This window comes from Gordonibacter pamelaeae 7-10-1-b (assembly GCF_000210055.1).
Taxonomy (GTDB): domain Bacteria; phylum Actinomycetota; class Coriobacteriia; order Coriobacteriales; family Eggerthellaceae; genus Gordonibacter; species Gordonibacter pamelaeae.
Genome location: NC_021021.1, coordinates 3,094,249 through 3,113,886 on the forward strand (window position 1 = coordinate 3,094,249; position 19,638 = coordinate 3,113,886).

At 64.4% G+C, this 19,638-nt stretch carries 20 protein-coding genes; 14 read left to right on the forward strand and 6 right to left on the reverse strand.

The genetic code is table 11. From position 1 onward, the window contains the following. The coding region (locus GPA_RS14205) for a protein kinase domain-containing protein (protein WP_041239704.1) at positions 1-4,402 on the reverse strand (4,402 nt) is incomplete at its 3' end. Beyond that, positions 4,399-6,090 carry a two-component system response regulator gene (locus GPA_RS14210; protein WP_015540300.1) on the reverse strand — a complete coding sequence of 564 codons (1,692 nt, stop codon included), beginning with the start codon at positions 6,088-6,090 and terminating at the stop codon, positions 4,399-4,401. The genes GPA_RS14205 and GPA_RS14210, both read right to left, overlap by 4 nt. Before the next feature lie 217 nt (positions 6,091-6,307). Here GPA_RS14210 and GPA_RS14215 point away from each other — a divergent pair, with 217 nt between their 5' ends. The 8 genes from GPA_RS14215 (at position 6,308) to GPA_RS14250 (ending at position 13,097) form a co-directional block, all read left to right on the forward strand. Next, positions 6,308-7,810, forward strand: coding sequence for a hypothetical protein (locus GPA_RS14215; RefSeq protein ID WP_015540301.1), 1,503 nt, complete (start codon positions 6,308-6,310; stop codon positions 7,808-7,810). 78 nt (positions 7,811-7,888) lie between these two features. Continuing rightward, the gene (locus GPA_RS14220) at positions 7,889-8,773 is read left to right on the forward strand and encodes an aldose 1-epimerase family protein (RefSeq protein WP_231847660.1); all 885 of its coding nucleotides are present in this window, start codon (positions 7,889-7,891) and stop codon (positions 8,771-8,773) included. A 162-nt stretch (positions 8,774-8,935) separates the two neighbouring features. Beyond that, positions 8,936-9,766: a class II fructose-bisphosphate aldolase gene (locus tag GPA_RS14225; RefSeq protein WP_015540303.1), complete on the forward strand. Its 831-nt coding sequence runs from the start codon at positions 8,936-8,938 to the stop codon at positions 9,764-9,766. 45 nt (positions 9,767-9,811) lie between these two features. Then, entirely contained in the window at positions 9,812-10,420 is a 609-nt protein-coding gene (locus tag GPA_RS14230) for a DAK2 domain-containing protein (RefSeq protein WP_041240614.1), read from the forward strand. A 111-nt stretch (positions 10,421-10,531) separates the two neighbouring features. Beyond that, on the forward strand, positions 10,532-11,524 hold the full coding sequence (locus GPA_RS14235) for a dihydroxyacetone kinase subunit DhaK (protein ID WP_015540305.1): 993 nt from the start codon (positions 10,532-10,534) through the stop codon (positions 11,522-11,524). Between the two features lie 33 nt (positions 11,525-11,557). Beyond that, positions 11,558-11,881 carry a PIN domain-containing protein gene (locus GPA_RS14240; protein ID WP_015540306.1) on the forward strand — a complete coding sequence of 108 codons (324 nt, stop codon included), beginning with the start codon at positions 11,558-11,560 and terminating at the stop codon, positions 11,879-11,881. Between the two features lie 92 nt (positions 11,882-11,973). Next, positions 11,974-12,570 (forward strand): DNA-3-methyladenine glycosylase I, encoded by a 597-nt coding sequence (locus GPA_RS14245; protein ID WP_041239705.1) that lies wholly within the window; start codon positions 11,974-11,976, stop codon positions 12,568-12,570. A gap of 227 nt (positions 12,571-12,797) precedes the next feature. Further along, positions 12,798-13,097 (forward strand): SemiSWEET family transporter, encoded by a 300-nt coding sequence (locus GPA_RS14250; protein ID WP_015540307.1) that lies wholly within the window; start codon positions 12,798-12,800, stop codon positions 13,095-13,097. Between the two features lie 199 nt (positions 13,098-13,296). Here GPA_RS14250 and GPA_RS14255 read toward each other — a convergent pair whose 3' ends face one another. Further along, the gene (locus tag GPA_RS14255; RefSeq protein WP_015540308.1) at positions 13,297-13,665 is read right to left on the reverse strand and encodes a hypothetical protein; all 369 of its coding nucleotides are present in this window, start codon (positions 13,663-13,665) and stop codon (positions 13,297-13,299) included. Positions 13,666-13,784: 119 nt separating this feature from the next. On the opposite strand from GPA_RS14255, the gene GPA_RS18430 reads away from it, so the two are divergent. Next, complete coding sequence (locus GPA_RS18430; protein ID WP_139912678.1) at positions 13,785-14,054, forward strand: hypothetical protein; 270 nt, start codon at positions 13,785-13,787, stop codon at positions 14,052-14,054. Positions 14,055-14,238: 184 nt separating this feature from the next. Further along, the gene (locus GPA_RS14260; RefSeq protein WP_015540309.1) at positions 14,239-14,910 is read left to right on the forward strand and encodes a DUF3800 domain-containing protein; all 672 of its coding nucleotides are present in this window, start codon (positions 14,239-14,241) and stop codon (positions 14,908-14,910) included. Positions 14,911-15,093: 183 nt separating this feature from the next. Here GPA_RS14260 and GPA_RS14265 read toward each other — a convergent pair whose 3' ends face one another. The 3 genes from GPA_RS14265 to GPA_RS14275 are packed head-to-tail and all read right to left on the reverse strand — an operon-like array spanning position 15,094 to position 16,997. Next, the gene (locus tag GPA_RS14265) at positions 15,094-15,684 is read right to left on the reverse strand and encodes a hypothetical protein (protein WP_015540310.1); all 591 of its coding nucleotides are present in this window, start codon (positions 15,682-15,684) and stop codon (positions 15,094-15,096) included. A 19-nt stretch (positions 15,685-15,703) separates the two neighbouring features. Next, positions 15,704-15,997 (reverse strand): hypothetical protein, encoded by a 294-nt coding sequence (locus tag GPA_RS14270; protein WP_015540311.1) that lies wholly within the window; start codon positions 15,995-15,997, stop codon positions 15,704-15,706. A gap of 4 nt (positions 15,998-16,001) precedes the next feature. Continuing rightward, the gene (locus GPA_RS14275; protein WP_015540312.1) at positions 16,002-16,997 is read right to left on the reverse strand and encodes a nuclease-related domain-containing protein; all 996 of its coding nucleotides are present in this window, start codon (positions 16,995-16,997) and stop codon (positions 16,002-16,004) included. Between the two features lie 87 nt (positions 16,998-17,084). Between GPA_RS14275 and GPA_RS14280 the strand changes: the two genes are divergently transcribed. The 4 genes from GPA_RS14280 to GPA_RS14295 all read left to right on the forward strand — a co-directional run bounded on the left by GPA_RS14280 (position 17,085) and on the right by GPA_RS14295 (position 19,516). Then, positions 17,085-17,966, forward strand: a complete 882-nt coding sequence (locus GPA_RS14280) for a helix-turn-helix domain-containing protein (RefSeq protein ID WP_139913180.1) — start codon at positions 17,085-17,087, stop codon at positions 17,964-17,966. Between the two features lie 483 nt (positions 17,967-18,449). Continuing rightward, a complete protein-coding gene (locus GPA_RS14285) occupies positions 18,450-18,668 on the forward strand; it encodes a helix-turn-helix domain-containing protein (RefSeq protein WP_015540314.1) in 219 nt (72 codons plus the stop codon). A gap of 78 nt (positions 18,669-18,746) precedes the next feature. After that, the gene (locus GPA_RS14290) at positions 18,747-18,995 is read left to right on the forward strand and encodes a helix-turn-helix transcriptional regulator (RefSeq protein WP_015540315.1); all 249 of its coding nucleotides are present in this window, start codon (positions 18,747-18,749) and stop codon (positions 18,993-18,995) included. Between the two features lie 5 nt (positions 18,996-19,000). After that, positions 19,001-19,516 (forward strand): helix-turn-helix domain-containing protein, encoded by a 516-nt coding sequence (locus tag GPA_RS14295; RefSeq protein ID WP_015540316.1) that lies wholly within the window; start codon positions 19,001-19,003, stop codon positions 19,514-19,516. Positions 19,517-19,638 lie beyond the last annotated feature (122 nt).

A 19,638-nucleotide genomic window follows, 5' to 3' on the forward strand; every position in this document is an offset into this window, starting at 1 on the left:
ACCGCAGGTGCTCGTAGAGGTACGCGTTCTCCAGCGAGATTGCCAGCTGCGCCGCGATGGGCGCGAGATGCTCCTCGCGGCGCCGGTCGAAGACGCCGGCAGCCAGGTTGTTCTCCAGGTACAGGATGCCCTTGAGCTCGCCTTTGCTCTGGACGGGCATGCACAGCACCGACTTGCAGCGGCTCTCGCGGATGTGGGCCTCCTTGCCGTACAGCCGCGAGCGCTCCCCGTCGTCGAGGATGATGGTCTCGGCGGTGCGCTCGACGAACGGGACGATGCCGAGCGGCACGTCCGCGTCCGTCGCGGGCCGCCTGGAAATGACGCAGGAGTCGGCCGCGCCGGAATGGCTCTCCGCCTGTATCTCGTAGCCGGAGTCCGTTTTCGCCAGGAAGTAGATGTTCTGCGCCCCCGCGCACTCCAGGAGGCTGTACATGAGCTTCTCCAGGATGCCCTCCAGCTCCAGCTCCTCCGAGATGGCCTGGGAGGCCCGCAGCACGGAGCGCAGGTCGAGCGATGCGGTGGTGCGCACGGACTCCTCGGTCAGCACGAGGCGCGTCTCAACCCCCTCGCCGCTTGCGAGCTCCGGATGGTCATGCCGCATCTGCGCGCACTTGCCCTCGGCTCCCCACGATCCGAAGAGGCGGTAGGCTTCCCGCAGGTAATGGCCCTCGGCCGACGGCACGCCCAGCTGCTCGTAGCGCTGGGCCGCCATGTCGCAGGCGATGGCGTGGTGCAGAACCCGCCGGTTCCCCTCCGCGGCCCCGAGCGCGCGGTCGTACAGGCGCAGCGCCTCGGGCACGCGTCCCGCCAAGGCGGCGCGCTCGGCCTCGATCAGCAGGTGAAGGTGTCCGAAATTGCAGAACGCGTCGGCGCTGCGCGCCTCGAGCCATGCCTGGTTGTCGGCGAGGGTGCGCAGGAGCCCTTCCCGCGTCTCCGGCAGGCCCGCGTCCTCGCTGCCCTCCAGCACCTTGCACAGCGACAGCGAGTACAGGAAGTTGTGGAGCGCCACGGGGTAGAAGCTCGACACGTGGGACAGGAGCGGAACCGCGTCGCGGCACAGCCGGTAGGCCGAGCGGTAGTCCCGGTAGACGACGGCCGTGAAGGCGCGCAGCACGTGGTGGTAGCACAGGGCCTGCCGGTTGGTCGAGCAGGCGGCCACATGCTCGCGCTCGGAGAAGCCGTCCCCGTCGAAGCTGCCGGTGAGCGAGAGCTCGCCGCGCAGGCTCCGGCACAGCTGCTGGAAGCCGAGGAACGTGCCCATCGCATGGCGGTTGCCGGTCTTGTTCGCGTACTTGACGGCCGCTTCCACCTCGCACCAGAGCTCGTCTGCGTGCGACGAGGTTTCCATGACGGCCATGAGCAGGCCGTAGTATCCGTAGCAGGCGTACTCGAAGTCGCCCATCTGGGCGTTGCCGACGATGGATTCCCGCGCATAGGAGATGCCGTTGGCCACGTCCTCGACCCAATGGCAGGTGTGGAGCGGGAACATGCAGTAGATGCCGTAGACGACCTCCCGGCAGCGGTTCCGCTCGGCCACGCGCATCGCCGAGCGGAACGCCTCGTAGGCGGTGCGGTAGTCTCCGCGCAGCGCGCCGAAGGGCATCATGAGGTTGGTGCACATTTGCAGGCCGTGCGGGGTGTGGCCGTTCCGGATCAGGCGCCGCACGGCTGCGATCACCGTCCAGTAGGAGAGGCTGGCGTCGAAGAAGATCGTGGGGCCGCACAGGCGGCACAGCAGCTTCGCGATGGCGGCCTCTGCCGGGTCACCGGCTTCGTGGAGGTCCGGGTTGCCGCCGCGCGCGAGCGATTCGAGCTCGCGGTAGAGCAGGTCGATCTCCTGCTCCAGCACCTGCGTGAAGTTCTCGCGCGGAAAGGGGACCCCCAGCCGCTCCAGCAGCGCGAGGCCCAGCTCGAAGGCCTCCTCGTACCGGCTGCCGTTGGAGAGGCTCGTTATCTGCAAACAGCAGCTGTCCACGAGCTCGACCGGGTCGTCCAGCATGGCTTCGAGCGTCAGGTAGGCCCGGTCGCATTCGTCGGGCTTCACCAGGTTGCACAGCACGGCGTGGTGCTCGACGAGCACCTGCACGAGGAGCTCCCTCCCGTCCTCCTCGTGCAGGTCGGGCTGCGCGAGGCGCAGTTCCAGGTAGCGCTCCGCCGTGTCGAAGGCCGAGACGAGCCCGCAGCGATGCGCCGCCTTCAGCAGGGTCTCCTGGACGTGGCGCCTCTCCCGCCCGTCGGCCGCCTCGCCGAGGCCCTTCGCGTAGTGGTCCGCGATGTCGAACAGGCGCTCCTCCGGATCGTTTTCGCTCGCCGCCTGCTCCTCGTGGCGTTTGCCCAGCAGGTAGTGGACCCGCGCGCGATCCTCCGCGGGCAGGGCGGTGTAGAACACCTGTTGGAAGCGGTCGTGGGCGAACCGGTAGCGCGACGGCGCGCCGGTTTCCGGGTCCTTCCCGGTGGGGATGACGGCTTCTTGGGCCGACGCCGCCACCAGCCTCCGCTCTATCTCGTCGTCGGACAGGCCGCAGACGGCGGACAGGTCGTCCACCGAGAACCCTGCCCCGATGCAGGCTCCGAACGAGAGCAGCGACCGCGTCTGCTCGGGGAACCGGTCCAGGTTCTCCGCCAGGAAGTCGACCACGTTCTCGGAAGCCGGGCAGTCGCCGATGGCTCCCTCGTCCCAGCGCCATGCGCCCGCCTCCCGGTCGAGATCGAGGTACCCCCTCTCATGGCAGAGGCGGAGGAACTGCTTGGCGTAGAAGGGGTTGCCCTTCGTCTTCTTGCTGACGATGCCCGCCAAGCCGCGCGCTCGCTCCGGTTGCGTCCTTAGGGCGTCTGCCAGCATCCGCGCCAGGCTCTCCTCGTCGAGCCCCTTCAGCTCGATTCGGGTGACCCGCCCTCCGCGCTGCACGATCTTGCCCAGGCTGTGGATGATCGGGTGCTCGTCGCTCACCTCGTTGTCGCGGTAGCACACGACGACCATCAGGTGGCCTATGCCGTCGTTCTTGAAGATCTCCTCCAGCATCTCCATCGAGCCCATGTCGGCCAGGTGGACGTCGTCGAGGAACAGCACGAGCGGGTGCTCGGGTGCGGCCAGGCGCGACAGGAGTCCCGCTAGCGCCTCCTTGAAGCGCGTGCGCTCCTCGAGGGCCCCCATCCCCTCGGGAAGCGCGTGCGCGCCCGTCAGGGACGCCAGCTCGGCCACCTTGGCGCTCAAAAGCGCCGCGTCGTCGCCGAGCGCCTCGGACAGGTCGGCCCTCCACTTCTCCACCTCGTCGTCGGGCCTGATCAGGATCTGGTTGCAGAACTGCCGGATGGCCTCGAAGAACGCGAAGTAAGGCACGTTGGCGTGGTACTGGTCGAACTTGCCGCCGATGAACAGGCCGTCCGCGCTCAACGCCTCCGCCTGCACCTTGCCCACAAGCGAGGTCTTCCCGATGCCCGAGTAGCCGCTCACCGCGGCGATCACCTTGCCCCCGGCCGCCGCCTCGTCGTAGTCGTGCGCAAGCTGCGCCACCTCGCCCTCGCGTCCGTACAGCTCGTGGGCGAACTCGAAGCGCCTGCCGAAGTCCCGCTCGCCAAGGGCGAACGGTTCCCCTGCCGCGCACCGCTCCAGGTCGTGCAGCAGCCCCTCGCAGCTCGCGTAGCGGTCCTTCGCCATCTTGGACAGCAGCTTGTCGATGATGGCGGCCAGCGGCGCGGGCAGGTTCGGCAGGAGGGAAAGGAGGCTGGGAGGCGCCTTGGCGATGTGCGCGAACACCATCTCGGCGGGAACCTCCGACTCGAACGGGCAGCGCCCCGCCAGCATCTCGAACAGCGTGACGCCCAGCGAGTAGAAGTCCGCGCGATGGTCGAGCACGGCGTTCACGCGCCCCGTCTGCTCGGGGGAGAGGTAGCGCAGCGTGCCCTCGATGCCGTCGAGCCTAGTGCCTTCTGCCTGCTCGTGCGCGAATTCCGTGGAGATGCCCAGGTCGAGGAGCACGGTGCGGCCCGACTCGGCATCGTAGACGATGTTCGAGGGATTCACGTCCTTGTGGACGACGCCTGCCTCGTGCAGGTCGCACAGGCCCGCCACCACCTGCTGGGCTATGAGGAAGAACTCGCGCATGCCGAGCGGCCCCTGCTTCAGGAGCCGGCTCAGCGTGGTTCCCGGGCAGTGCTCCTCTACCAGGCAGTACCGGCCGTCCAGCACGATCTCGCCGACGGCCTTCACCACGTGCGGGCTGTCCACCAGCTGCATCAGGCGGAACTCCCGCCTCAGCCGCTCGGTTGCCTCGGGGGCCATGCAGTCCTGCCCGCCGGTCTTCAGCACCACGTTCCGGCCGGTCTCGCAGTCGGTCCCGCGCAGGATTCTGCGCGTGGGGGAGGCGTATATCTCCTCGAGGTTCTTGTACCGGCCGCTCATCGCTCGCACCCCGGCGGGGAGGCCAGCAGCTCCTCGAGCGCCTTCACGGGCATGGGCCTGGCCAGGAAGTACCCTTGGGCGTAATCGCACCCGTCGGCCTGCAGGCGCTCCAGCTGCTCCCGGGTCTCCACTCCCTCCGCCACCACGCTGAGCTCCATCCAGCGCGCCAGGCTCACGATGAAGCCCAGGATGCTGTCGCCCGAGGGGTTCGCGACCTCGGTCTGGATGAATTTCATGTCGAGCTTCAGCACGTCGAGCGGCATTTCGGTGAGCATGTTCAGCGAAGAGTAGCCGCTGCCGAAGTCGTCCATCTCTATGACGAAGCCCATTTTCCGGAGGCGGTGCAGGGTTTCGACGAGCTGGTCCGCGGAGTCCTTGCAGGCGCTCTCCGTGATCTCGAGGTGGAGCCGGGAAGGGTCGAGGCCGTAGCGCTCGACCAAGCCGCCCAGGACGCGCGCCATGTCCATGTCGCGGATGTCGGTGCGCGAGACGTTGACCGACACGTCGATGTGGGGAAAGCCCATGAGGTCCCACCGCCGCATCAGCGAGCAGGCCTGTTCCCACACGTACTGGTCGAGCCTCGTGATGAAGCCGTTGCGCTCGAAAAGGGGGATGAACTCCGACGGCGGCTGGAGCCCCCATTCCGGATGGTTCCAGCGGACGAGCGCCTCGGCCCCGGAGAGGCTGCCGTCGGCGATGCGGAACTTGGGCTGCAGGTAGACCTCGAACTGTCCGGAGGCCAGGGCGCGCTCCATGCCGTCCGTGATGGCCTGGCGATGCAGCAGCGTGTCCCGGAGCTTGTCGTCGTAGAAGGCGAAGTGCTTCCCGTACTGACCCTTGATGCTCTGCACGGCCAAAAGCGCACGGTCGCACATCTGCTCCACCGGCACCTCGCGGTCCTCGACCCGGTAGATGCCGTACTTCAGCACCACGTTGCGGTTGCCAAAGCCGCTTTTGATGCGCGCGGTGCTCTGGGTGAACATCTCGTCCGAGTAGTCCTCGCGATGCTCGATCAGGCACGCGAACCGGTCGGCGCTGAGCCGTCCGCAGATGCCGTGGTCTCCCAGCAGGCTGGCGTGCAGCTTTCCCACCTGCCGCAGCAACCGGTCGCCGGCGACAATGCCGATGGTGTCGTTGATCAGCTTGAAGTCCTCGATGTCGGAGCAGAGGATGTCGTAGCTCGTGGCGGGGTTGCGCACGAGGATGTCGCGAACCCGCTGGTAGAAGTAGCTTTTGCTGTAGACGTCGGCGATGTCGTCGTAGCGCGCCTGCTTGGCCAGGGCGACGGACTCGCACAGGCGCATGACGGCCGCCACGCGGCAGAGCGCCAGCTCGGTGCGGCACGGTTTGGGGATGAAGCCGTCGGCGCCATGGGAGAGGGCCGCCATCTCCTCTTCCTCGCCAGCTTCGGGCGAGATCGCGACGACGGGCAGGGAGGCGAAGCGCGGGTCGGTCTTGAGGCGCTCGGGGAAAGGTTGCCCATCGGGCGACGTGCGCGTTGCGTTGGCAAGGACGAGGGCGAAGTCGCCGCCTTGGTCCTCCAGGAGCTTCAAAGCCTGGTCGCCATCCTCCGCCTCCAAGACCGTGTAGCGCGAGGACAGGGCCGGGAGGAGGCTTGTTCGGCAGTCCTCGTCGGCCTCGACTGCCAGAATCTTCTTGTCCGCCTGCATACCCTTACCGCCGTTCATGTTCGCGCTTGGTTTCCCTGGATCGTTCCCTGTTGCACGAGCAACCTTTGGTATCATCGGAATTGACGTTTTGGCTCTCGCGCAGCGGCTCCAGTGTAGAACAATTCGGCGAATGGGCAGTTGCCATGCCCATGATGACGGTTGAATGTCAATTGTGGTGACAGATTGTCTTTGAACGAGCCTCTTCAGGGGGCGCGACGGTCGAAAGGGGAGGCGCATGCAGTTCTACGAGAAGCTCGTCTTCGTCATGGATCTGGCCCGCACGTCGAACCGGGAGCTGGCCCAGGCGCTCGGGGTCGACCCGGCCGTGGTGAGCCGCCTGCGCAACGGGAGGCGCGGCGCGCCCCGTAAGGAGGAGACGGTGCGCCGCATGGCGGGCTTCCTCGCCGCGCGCTGCACGAGCGACTACCAGCGCAGCGCCCTGTCCGAGATGGCGGGCGTCAAGCGCATGCTCGTGGCCAGGCCGGAGCAGCTGGCGGAGTTCCTCTTCTACTGGCTGCGCGGCGACGAGGACGGGGTAGAGGGCTTCATGCGCGACTTCGAGGCGCTCACCATCGAGGGCTTCGCCTCGAACGCCGCCATGACCCCGCACCTGATCGGCCGAAAAGGCAACCTCGTCTACTACGGGAACGAGGGGAAGCGCGCCGCCGTGCGGGCGGCGTTCCAGCACCTGCTGAGCCAGGAGGACCGGGGGACGGTCTGCATCGTCGCCGACGAGTCGGACGATTGGCTCGTGGAGGACGGCGACTTCTTGCTCAGCCTTCAGCAGGGCATGCTCTCGTGCCTGCAACGCGGGGCGCGCATCTGCCATATCGTCCCCTCCCTCTATTCCGGCGACCAGCTGCTCGAGTGCCTGATGCGCTGGGTCCCGCTCTACCTGACCGGGCGGGTTAAGGCGTACTACTACCCCCATATCCGCGACCGGCTCCACCGGCACACCCTCGCCGTGGCGCCCGGCCGGATAGGGATCACCTCCCATTCGCTGGCGGGGCAGCGTTCCAGCTATGCCACCATGCTGACCACCGACCCTGGCTTGCTGCGCACCTTCGAGGCGGAGTTCCGCGACTACCTGTCGCTGTGCCGTCCCATGCTGAACGCCTACGTCGAGCCGGACAAGCTGCTCCAGTGCTTCACGTACTTCGTCTCGTCCCCGGGCCTGCGCATCCAGAAGCTCCCCTCGCTCTCCGCCGCGACCGCTCCCGTCGAGCTGATCGACGATGCCGTCGCGCGCACGGAGGACCCCGAGCTCAAGCGGCTGGGCGCGGCGTACCGGGAGGAGGTGGTGCGGCTCGAGCAGGGGCGGGACTGCTACGACCTCATCGACCTCGTCCGCCTTGCGAGCGTCGAGGAGGTGCGCGCCGGCACCGTGCCCCTCGTCTCTTCGCTGGGCACCTCGGAGCCGCTGTGCTATACCCCGCAGACGTACGTCTCGCACCTGAAGAACATCCTGCGCATCCTGGACGCCCACGACGACTACCATTTCGTCCCCTTGGACGGGCCTTTGGAGTACGAGGGCTCGCTCGTGGTGAAGGAAGGCCGCCGGGCGCTTCTCGTGCATGCCGCCGAACCGTTCACCGTGCTCGAGATAGCGCAGCCCGAAGTGGTCGCGATGTACCGCGAGCACCTGCTGCGCGTTGCGGAGCGGGCCGGCTACGGAGGCATGCACCGCATGAAGGCCAAGTCGCGCATCCGCGAGCTGATCTGCGCGCTCGAGCAGTGAGGCGGGGCCCTCGCAGGCGGAAGCGCGCGTGCGCGGCTATAATCTCCCGAGCGAACGTTGAGGGAAGGACGGCCTGCGGTGGAAGCGACTGTGATGGCTTTGGAGAACGACGCGCTCTCGGTGCGCGTATCAAGCAAGGGCGTGGAGCTGCAGAGCGTCGTGCGCGACAGGGTCGAGCGTATGTGGTGCGCTGACCCGGCCGTGTGGGGGCGGCACGCACCGCTGCTGTTCCCGCTGATCGGGCGCTTGCGCGACGGGTGGTACGCGCACGAGGGCGAGCGCGTGGAAGCCCCGATGCACGGGTTCTGCCGCGACCGGGAGTTCGCGGCCGAGCGGGTGTCGGGCACGCATGCGCGCTTCGAGACAGCCTCTGACGCGGGGACGCGGGCGGTGTACCCCTTCGACTTCCGCCTGCGCGTGGACTTCTCGCTCGAGGGCGCGACCATCGTGAAGACGCATACCGTGGAGAACACGGGCGAGGCGCCGATGCCGTTCGAGCTGGGCGGCCACGAGGCGTACGCGACGCGCCTGCTGCCGGGGGAGCATATGGCCGACTACTTCGCGCGCTTCGAGGGGGCGGACGCTTTGGAGATGTTCGGCATGGACGGGGAGGGCATCCTCGCGCTGCCGAAGATCGAGGTGCCGCTCGAGGCCGGCCGCCTGACGAAGACCCCCGAGCAGCTGGGCATCGACACGATCGTGCTGGAGAACGTGCCGGGGAGCCGGGTGACGTTGGCCAGCACCGCGAACCCGTACGAGGTGGAGGTGGAGTTCCCGGACTTCCCCTACCTGGGCATTTGGACGAAGGCAGGCCAGGACGACGCCCGCTACCTCTGCTTGGAGCCGTGGTCGGCCTTGCCCGACGCGCACTTCTCCCCGCGCGAGCTGGCCGAGAAGCCCGGCGTGCGCGTGCTCGCGCCGGGGGAGCGCGCGACGCTCGCGTACCGGATGACGTTTCGCTAGAGGCGCGGCAAGCAGGTTGCGGGGTGGGGCGCCCGCACATTGGTCGCCCGGTTCGCATCGCGAACGCCATCGCCAGGCGTGGACGCGCTATACTTTGCAGTGATCGATTCGATTGCGTTCGATGCGCCTTCTCGCGCTGAACGCTCGGGAAAAGGAGGCGCCATGCTCGTTACTTCGGAAGACCTGCTGAACAAGGCGCGAGCGGGCGGCTACGCCATCCCTTCGCCCGACTTCGTCGACTCCAATTCCGCCCGCGCCTTCGTGCGCGTGGCAGAGGAGATGGGCGCGCCCATCATCTTAAGCTTCGCGGAGGTCCATCTCGACCAGATGGCCCTCGACGAAGCGGCGGCGCTGGGAACGTTCTACGCGCGAAAGGCCTCGGTTCCGGTGGCGTTGCACCTCGACCACGGCAAGCGCATGGACGTCATCGAGGAGGCGATCCGCCTTGGCTTCACGTCCGTGATGATCGACGCCTCGAACGAAGAGCTGTCCGAGAACATCCGCCGTACCAAGGAGGTCGTTGAGCTGGCGCACGCGCACGGCGTGTACGTGGAGGCCGAGATCGGACACGTGGGCGCCGAGGACGCCGAGGGCCCCCATGCGCTTTCGGGTATCGAGTATACCGAAGTCGATTCGGCGAAGCAGCTGGTGGAAGCCACGGGCGTAGACTCCCTGGCCGTCTCGATCGGCACGGTGCACGGCACCTACAAGGGCGAGCCGTGCATCAACTTCGAGCGTTTGGCAGAGCTGAAGGCGGCTCTCGCCGTGCCGCTCGTGCTGCACGGCGGCTCCGGGTCGGGCGATGAGAACCTCGCCCGATGCGCACGAGGCGGCGTTGCGAAGGTGAACCTGTACACCGATTTCATCGTGGCGGCGCTTGCCGCCGTGTACGAACAGCGGCCGGATCATTGGCTGAAGCTTCTGGGCGCGGGCGACGAAGCGATGCGCGAGGTCTTGCGGCATTACTACCGCGTGCTGGGCTGCGTGCGGTAGGGCAGGGGGAGCGGCGGCTTTTCACAAGGGAAGGGGATGCGTTTCATGATCACGAAAGACGAGCTGGCATCGCGTTTGCTGAGCGCTTGCGCGGAGGTCAAGGCGGCGGAGGGCGAGCTGACCGAGATAGATTCGCGCTTCGGCGACGCCGACCACGGCCTTACCATGTGCAAGATCGCCACGGCCATCGAGGAGTCTGTGCGCGAATCCGAAGGCGGCATCCAAGCCATGCTGGACGACGTCGCCATGGCCGTGATGACCCTGAACGGCGGGAGCGCGGTTCCTCTGTGGAACACGTGGCTCGACGGCTTGCAGGAAGCCGCCCCCGAAGGCAACGAGGCCGATTCCGAGGATCTCAAGGCCATGTTCGCGAACGCCTTGGCGGAGCTTTCGGACATCTCGGGCGCCCAGGTGGGCGACAAGACCCTGATGGACGCATTCGTTCCCGCGATCGAGGCGATCCAGGCATGCGAAGGCAACGAGGCTGCCTTGTTCGAGGCCGCAGCGCAGGCGGCTCTCACGGGAGCGGAGCGCTCCAAGGACTTCCCATCGAAGTTCGGCCGCGCGAAAAGCTACGGCGAGAAGACCATCGGCACGCCGGACGCCGGGGCGGTCAGCATGGCCTGCTTCTTCAAGGGGCTTGCGCAGGCGTAGCGTTGCCGGAGGGCACGGGGCACGGAATCGGGTCGGCTGGCGCGGGACGCTTGCCGGCTGGTTGAGCAAGGCGCGCGTCAGTTTCGCGCCGTCACGAGTGAGGAGGAGCACATGAAGAAGTTCATCAACGCGCAAGAAACCATCACCGACGAGGAGCTGGTCGGCTTGGGCCTCGCCTTCGGCGACGTGCTTGAAGTCGACGGGCACATCGTCGTGAGCAAGGACCTGGCCGACGCCGATCGCGTGACCGTGGTCACCTATGGCGGTTCCGGCCACGAGCCGGCCCAGAAGGGATTCGTGGGCAAGGGCATGCTGGACATCCAGGTGGACGGGGACGTCTTTGCCGCTCCCAACGGGGCGCTCGTGTTCGAGGCCATGCAGCGTGCCGACAAGGGCCACGGCGTGCTTTTGCTCACGCTGAACTACGCGGGCGACCAGCTGGCCGGCAAGCAGGCGATGAAGCTTGCGAAGAAGGCCGGCATGAACGTGCGCCAAGTGGTGACGGGGGAGGAGATCAGGTACGATCCGGAGGGCGAGGACAACCGCCGCGGCTTGGCTGGCTGCGTGCCGCTGTACCATATCGCCGCTGCCGCGGCCGCCGAGGGCAAGACGCTCGACGAGGTGGCGGACATCGCACAGCGCTATGCCGACAATATGGCGTCCATCACGGTGAAGAGCACCGACGCCACGCATCCGCAGAACGGCATGTCGTTCGGCGACCTGGGAGAGACGGACCTCATGGAGATCGGCGCCGGCCAGCACGGCGAGGGCGGAGGCGTGCGCGTGCCCATGGCCTCGTCCAAGGAGACCATCGGGATGGTTGCGCCCAAGCTGGTGGAGAGCCTGGGCCTTGAGAAGGGCGACAAGGCGTTCGTCATGATCAACGGCTGCGGCGCCACCACCATGATGGAGATGCTCATCCTGTACAAGGACGCGGTCGAATACCTGGAGGGTCTGGGTATCGAGGTCGTCGCCAACATGGTGGGGGAGATCCTGACCGTGCAGGAGGCCGGCGGCTTCCAGATCAACTTCGCCAAGTGGGACGATGAGTTCGCCCGCCTGTGGAACACGCCCGCCCACACGCCCGTGTTCTTCAAGGAGTAGCCGCGCGTCGCGCAGAAGAGAAAGGACGCCGTCATGGCCGCCGAGTACATGCACGTCGGAATCCCCGTTCTGAACAAGAAGCCCAACATGGTATACAACGAGTGGGGCGGATTCTGGGTGAACGAGAACGTGGACGAGTACGACTACAAGATCGAGTACCTGAAGTTCGAAGAAGGTACGCGCTTCCCCGAGATCCTGTCGAAACAGCCTCATGTGGCCTATAAGGTGGATGACCTGGAGCGCTACCTGGCCGATGCCGACCGGGTCATCTTCGGCCCCGAAGTGCTGAGCGAGACCGACCGCCTGGCTTTCGTGGTGAAAGACGACGCCATCATCGAGCTGTACGAGTCGAAGTAGACCTACTGGCCCCGGCGGTGCCCGACGGGCGCAGCCGGGGCTTCGAGGGTGCTGCGCAACGTGCCGATGATCTTGAGAAGGAGTTTTCCGGCTTGGACGAGAAGACCAGGTGCGCGTGGGCGGGCGAGGTTCCGATCTACGTTGACTACCATGACAACGAGTGGGGAAGGCCCACGCACGACGACCGCGAGCTGTTCGAGCTGCTGATCCTTGAGGGCGCACAGGCGGGCCTGTCGTGGCTCACCATCCTCAAGAAGCGCGAGGCGTACCGCGAGGCCTTCGACGGCTTCGACCCCGCCAAGGTGGCGCGCTACGACGAGGCCAAGGTCGAGGAGCTCATGGCGAACGCGGGCATCGTGCGCAACCGCCGCAAGATCGAGGCGGCCGTGGCCAACGCGAGGCTGTTTTTGGACGTGGTCCGCGAGTTCGGCAGCTTCGACGCGTTCATCTGGGGATACGTGGGCGGCGAGCCCATCGTGAACCACTGGGAGACCCAAGCGGACGTCCCTGCCACCACGCCGCTCTCCGACCGCATCAGCAAGGATCTCAAGAAGCGCGGCTTCAAGTTCGTCGGCTCCACCATCGTGTATGCGTACCTGCAGTCCATCGGCATGGTGAACGACCATGTGGCGGATTGCTTCGTGTACCGGGAGCTGGCGGGAATGTCTTCCGATGAAGGGGCCAGCTGAATCTTGCGCCTTTCGACGTCGCACGGTAGATGCCGCAAGGGCAGCGGACTGGCTCCGCGGCTTTTAGCGGGGTAAATGGCGCGCTTACCCCCTGTTCGCCTTCTCATCACGGTTCATCGTGCTCGCGGGGACCTCGAAAGCCTCGATCTATCATCGAGCCACAGAGATTTCGAACCGCGAACAGGGGGGAGTGCTCGATGAGCGCGCAGGCCGATACGCATAGACGCATGGGGCAGAAGGGATCGGTGCATCGGGACGGCATCAAGCGCCATGCGAGCCCCATCGCTATCGTGGGACGCATAGCCTCGGTGCTGTCGGTGTGCATGTACGTCTCCTACCTTCCGCAGATCATGGACAACCTGGCGGGGCACCCTGGCAATCCTGTGCAGCCCCTGGCAGCGTTCTTCAACTGCCTGTTCTGGACCATCTACGGTCTCTTCGAGGAGGAGCGTGACTGGCCGATCGTGGTGGCTAACGTGCCGGGAATCTTCCTTGCGGCGGCCACGTTCTTGACCGCCGTCTTCTAGCGCCGCTCCGATGCCCATCCGTGCGCAGGAAGGCGCTCGCACGGGAGCCGAACGGCAGCGGGGGTTGCGTAGCTCGAAAGCAGGTAAAGCAAGCCTGAGCGACAGGGGGCTGTGCGTCGCGACGCACAGCCCCCTGTTTTTCGCATCGATGGCTCGTGATCGTTTGTCGGGCTCGGTGGGAGGCTCCGATATCTTGCTATCAGAGCTCTATGCGGTCGAACTTGGCGAGGATCTCCGTGGCTGCGGAGCATGCCTCGCAATCGCAGTACTTCGCGCCCGTCTCCTTGCGCTGCTGCTGTGCCGCAAGCGCGCTTGCGGCCGCGTCTTCGCCGAGCATCTCGATTGCCGGCCCTTGCAGGAAGGCTATCACGCCGTCGATCGTCGTCGGGCGCCCTTCGAGGACGTCGAGCAGGTCGTTCGTCGCCGCGTCGATCGCAGCGTCGCTCGAATCGGCTGCCACCGCGTCCCTCCATGCCTGCGCAGCGTCCTTCGTCACCTGCGTGCTGAATTCGGAATCCGCGAGCGCGTCCACGCGCTCGGCCACGTAATCGAACGTCTCCTTGTTCATGCCAATTCCTTTCAGTGATTCTTTTATTCCCACTCGATGGTTATAGTTTTGCCGCCCCGTCATTCCAGTTACACCCAGTTTTCGGTGCCGCCTCGAGCCGAGTGCCGCCAGGTGACACCATGTCGCGTTTCGTCGGCTTTGGGGACAAAAGCTGGGACAACTCTAAAAACTTTTTTCAAACTCAGGGCTTTGAGTTTTTGTTTTTGTCCCAAAGGGCGCGGCGGGACGCCTTTGCAAGCTCAATATCGCCGAAAACGCCCGTTTTGAAACTCAACCGCCCTTTTGCCCGCAAGCCGCCAGCTACAATCGCAAGTGAATCAACGCGGGCGGCTTTCATGCTGGTTGAAAAACCGCAGGTCGCAGCTCTTCGTCGTCCGCGGGTAAAGTGAGTAGTCTCAGGTGGCTTGCCCATGAGTTGGCGAGCGGGCTTTGAGATTCCGCCGACGTCCAGAAACGCATCGAGCTCCCTTGAATTTCCGGACAGTACATGATATAAGGTAATTGGTTTTCCGTTAGGAAGGCTTCCAAGTGCCGGGGACGTTTTCCCCGGCTTTTTTCTTATCCAGGAGAACAATGCGAGAACTCAGCATCTTCGTCGACGAGTCGGGAAGCGACGGCCTCTCCGACCGCCACTACCTGCTCACCGTCGTCATGCACGACCAATCCGAAAACATCGCGAATTCGATCGCGGCATATGAGGGCGCCCTTCGCGCCAAGGGGCTCCCGGACATACCCTTCCATGCGTCGCCGCTCATGAACGGCAAGGACCAGTACTCGGGGCTCGACCTGAGGACGCGCAAGATGATGCTCGGCTCGTTCCGCGTCTTCTTCCGCCACATGCCCGTAAAGTACCACACCTTCGCATACGCGACCAAGCAGTTCGCCTCGCTCGACAAGCTCGCGGGGGCGATGCGAAGGGATATCGTGAACTTCCTGTTCGACAACCTCGCGGAGCTGCAATACTACGATTTGGTCAAGGTCTATTACGACAACGGCCAGCGCTCCATCGCCGAGTCGCTGCACCGCGCGGTCGAGTACGCGCTGTCGAAGGACGCCGTCGTCTACCGATCGGCGCAGCCCTCCGAGTACCGGCTTTCGCAGGCGGCGGACTACATCTGCACCATGGAACTCACGGCAATCAAATACGCCGAGCACACCGCCACCGCGACGGACGAGAAGTTCTTCGGCAAGTGGTCCGATTTCAAGAAGGGCATACTGAAGGAGACGCGCAAGAAGCTCGTCTAGGGAGGCGATCAGCCCTTGGCGGAGCGTTTACCGACAATGGAGTCTGTTACGGGGGGGTTGATAAGACGCCGCTTAGCTGCATAATAGGTTCCAGTTAGAAACCCTCGGGTTTGCGGGGCGGGATCGTGAAAGCGATTCTGCCCTATTTTTTTTTGAAAGACTGCTCGTCCAATGGCTTCTGCATCAGATAAACCACTTGGAGCAGAAGCCGATTTGGAAGACCGAATGGACCAGCATCGAGATTCCTAAACAGGCCATCATCGCGCAAAACCCGATTCCGGCCCATTTCATGAAGGGGTCTTTGCCCAGCCTGTCGGAATCCCGTTCAGATCGGTCGGGTGAATAGGTGTCGGCGTACACGTCGACCCTGGCAGACTCTTTTGAAAGCAGCTCGAGGGCCTCGTCGAGGTCGCCGGCGAGCTTGTCCCCGTCGATTCCGACCTTGAAAAGGTGCGTCTCGTCATGCTGCTTGAGCGCCGATTCATCCTGCAGCAGGTAGAACCTCTCGCCGTTCACCCCGTTCGCCAGAGCGGTCCTCTCGCTCGAGAACGATCGGATCTCCCTCTTGAGCCTCGGGAAGGCCCCCTTGCCCTCGATTCCGAACTTCTGCGCGAGCGACTCAAGCTGCCAGAGCAGGTCGTACAGCCCTACCGCGGGCAGGAGTCCGGCCCCGTACGCCTTTTCGAGCATCGTCCGCTCGAAGCGGTCGTATGCTTTGATTGCCTCGCCGTAAGTCAGCGTGGTCCCGATCGAGGGCATCTCATTCATCTGCATCGATTCTCCTGTCCGCCGATTAGAGGCTGCTCGCCTCGCCGAGCGCTGCCGTATTCGCCGCGAAGCGCACCCCTCCAGAGGTGAGCTCGACGGGGTGTCCGGATTTGACCAGGTCGCAAAGGGCGTATATTCCATATCCCGCCACCCCGGCAATGGAAACGACGAGGCATCCGAGGAGGCCGGCCTGAGGCCCGGTGATGCCGTTCGTCGCATCGACAAGGGATTTGAGCATGCCCCGACAATCGCTTGCTTTGTTGTCCACCGCATCAATCGCCGCGTAGCTTGTAGCGGTGCGTTCCATAACGTCGTTCATCTGCTTACCTCCATTTTCCCGTTGATCCGAGCACGTATCCGCCCGCAAGGCCTAAAAGAAGAGCCACTGCACCCGAGACGAGCGCAGGAGACGGCCTCCGCGCCTGAGATACCGAGCAGGTCTCGCTCTCGGGAGCGGACACGCGAGCGAAATCCTCGCCCTCTTTCTCCTCCGCAACCGATCGGGCGATCAGCGAGAGGGCCTCGTGCAGGGTTGCCGATACGTACTCGAAATCGATCTCCGGCTCGATCTCGATGGGATGGTGGGCAGCCTCAAGCGCCGCCTTGATGGCGGAGACGTCTTCGGCCCCTAGGACCTCGTCGCCTCTCAGCAGCTCCTCGACTCGACGCGCGATGCTGCCCGTGCTCTGAACCTCGACTCGATCAGAATCGTTCCGAATAAAGGTCTTCTCGTTGGCGTTGACGACAAGGGAGACGATCCTTTCATCAGGGAGCTCGCGCCCAATTGCGTTGGACACTACCTCGCGCAAGACGTAACGTTTGGAGGCCATCCTCTCCCCGACGTTGCGCATGCGCCCGCTTCCGTCCTCAAACCTCAGGATCCCGTCGCTCCCGATCGCGGCCGAGGAGGAGTAGTTCTTCACTTCGACTATCACAAGACCCTGCCGGCTGACGAGGATCTGGTCGAACTCATCGTGCTCGCCCTCGTAGTCCAGCTCGGCATTGACCAGTTGCTCGAAGCCGGACCCGACATGCTTGATCGCGTAGAAGACCCGTCGTTCCCCGGCAAAACCCCTGATTAGGCCAGCGTGATAGGAGCTGAATCTCTTCAGCGCCTCTATCGCCGCGAGATAGCTTGGGACGCCCATGAGTCCGAGCTCTTCGCCTCGAGCAATAAGATGGTCGATGACGTGGTAGGTCTTCACGCTGGAGCTGTACTTGTCTTGAAACACCGTTCTGCATATTGCTTGCTCGAAATCGTTATGCCGTTCGAGAAGGGCCGGCACCTCGAACGATTTCTTGGTCAATTCGCATTTCATCGTTTAATCCTTTCGTATCGGATGACTTGATTCTCTCAACTTGATAGACTCGTGTATAGAAGCTTTTCACGAGTATCTCAGTGGTAAATGGAAGAGAGAAACAACATGGGACGAGTCTTAACCGATCAAGAAATGAAAGACGCCTGGGGTGAGCGATTTAAAACCGAGAGGAAAAAATGGTATGCAACGCAAGAGGACTTCGCGAATGCAATGCAGAAAGAAGGGCATGCTACGACGAAGACCACTGTTGGACGCTGGGAGAAAATCGGCGGCAAATACGGCAAAGAAAAACCCGGTTTCCCATCGTTTCCCACGATGCAAACGATTTCAAGACTCCTGAAAGTCCAGATTGGATACTTGATCGGCGAATCAAAGGGAAGGACGTTCGACGAGCAGGAGGTTTCGGAATATCTCGGAATAAGCGTGGAGGCGGTCAACGCGCTTCGCGAGCTCGCGGCGAGGCCCGGCGCCAATAGCAGCCCGTTTAAAGAAAAATACGGTTTGCCAACGACCTCTTATGCAGACACCCTCGAAAAAGTCCTGACGAGCAGTAGCTTTCGATGTCTTATTGACCATCTGAACGAGGTGGATTGCGGCATCTCCGATTTCACTGAGAGAAATTCCCCTAAATCCCGGAACGACAACGCGAACCTACTGGAAAGCGAACGCTGTCGCGAATATCGCCTTAGCCCGGAATCGAATCCGGAACGATTCGATCATGATGGGCACTTGGTCAACGAGAGCGGTGCAAGAATGTTCGACCCAGAAGACCCGGAAAGGCTCGGAGAAGAGGTCATCGGCATGAGGAATAGGGTGCGAATGGCGAAATGCCTGCTGATAGACGACCAAATGGCCATGGTCCGCGAGGTCTGGCCTCAAGTCGTTCAGCTCGATGAGGGCGTGGCGGACCTCGGCGATATTGTCGTTCAGGCGACCGAGAACAGCTGCAGGGTAACGGAGAAGCCCTAATCGAGCCGCCGACGCCCGCTCGTCCACCCCAGCTTGCCCAGACGGCCCTCCCGCAATGTCCTTGTCCCGGCGGGTGGGTACCATTTACCCGGGTGCACCTGGGGCAACGGGCTGAAAAACCTGTGCAAGGTCGCTCGCAGAACACGCAACATCAAACACGACAGAAGAGGCGAACGACAGATGCCGGACCCCGGACGACAGCACCGCGGAAGACGAGCATTCCGACCACAACCGAACAACTCCAGCTACTAGGCAGGCGCCCGCATGGGCGCCTTTTGCTTTTCGGGGACTTAGCTGCGAGCTAAGGCATGCGGCTCATGGCCGTTTCGTGAAGGCCCGACCAGCTCGACCCACCTCGACCCGTCTCCGCTCCCGCCGGGCGCGCCAAGCGCCATCAGGCGGTTCAATCGTCGCGCAGACGAAAAGGCACACGGTGTCGTGCGGTGTCCTCGCGCGGTGCCGCACGGGAAGATTGGAGGAACCATGGCAAGCACAGCCGAATGCGCCGCGCCCGAGGGCAACCAAGATCGCGGCGAATGGATGACGGTGATCGAGATGCAGGAGTACATGAGGGCGAGCCGAAACAAGGCGTACGACCTCATCTGGTCGGGAGAGATCGACTCGTACAGGCTCGGAAGGAAGCTCCTGGTTTCGAGGGCGTCCGTGGACGCCTACATCGAGTCGAGGAGCGGCAGGAAATGACGGCGGCGACCGCCCCGGGAGCCGCCCGCGGCCGGGCACGCGAGGGAGCCTCGAGACGAAAGGAGCTCGAGGACGACCATGACCAAGAGCACTAGCAGGAGCCAGGTGAGGCTCATCGCATCGACCAACGCGATATTCGGCGCCGACGAGGCGTGCGCGATGCTGCACATCAGCCGCGACGCCATGTACCGGCTCGCCAAGGACCCCGACGACCCGTTCCCGATCCGCTACATCGGCGGCAAGACGCGCGACGGCATCGTGCTGCACGACGAGCTCGTCGCATGGGTCGAGCGCAACAGCGTCGTCGGCTCGCCCAGAAGGGACTAGCGCCGATGGCGGCCGCAGGCCCGAGGGGGCGCGACAGCCCCTCCCCGCGCGAGTTCACGGCGGTACGGCACTTCATGATGGCGGACCTGGGCCTCTCCGGCCTTCCCCTGCTCGTCTACGCGCGCATCTTCGGCTTCTGCGACGGCGGGTGCGACTACTTCGAGAGCAAGGGCAACCTGGCCCGCTTCCTCAACGTGCAGGAGCGCAGCGCCCACCGCGCCATCCGCGACCTGCTCGACCGGGGCCTCATCGAGGAATGCGGCGTGCACGCCCCGGCGCGCGGGCATGCCACGAAGCGATACCGCATCGTGCGCGAGAGGCTGCCGCCCGGAGCGCTGGCAACCCCTGACGGTTCGTCAGGGTTCCAGACGCGAAAGGGTGACGAGATGACAGGGTTCGCCGAGAACAAGGGTGACGAACCGTCAGGGTTCTCAGCCCGAACCCCTGACGAGATGACAGGAAAACCCCTGACGATATGCCACCCAATAAGCAAAAGGGACAACAAGGACTTCAGAAGATAAGGAAGGGGCGCCCGATGGACCGAGCGGGACTCATCACCCTGGAGCAGGCCCGGGCGGCCGGGCTCTCCTTCGACGAGCCGGAGCCGAGGGCGTGCCCGCACTGCGGCGCCGCCCTCGATCCG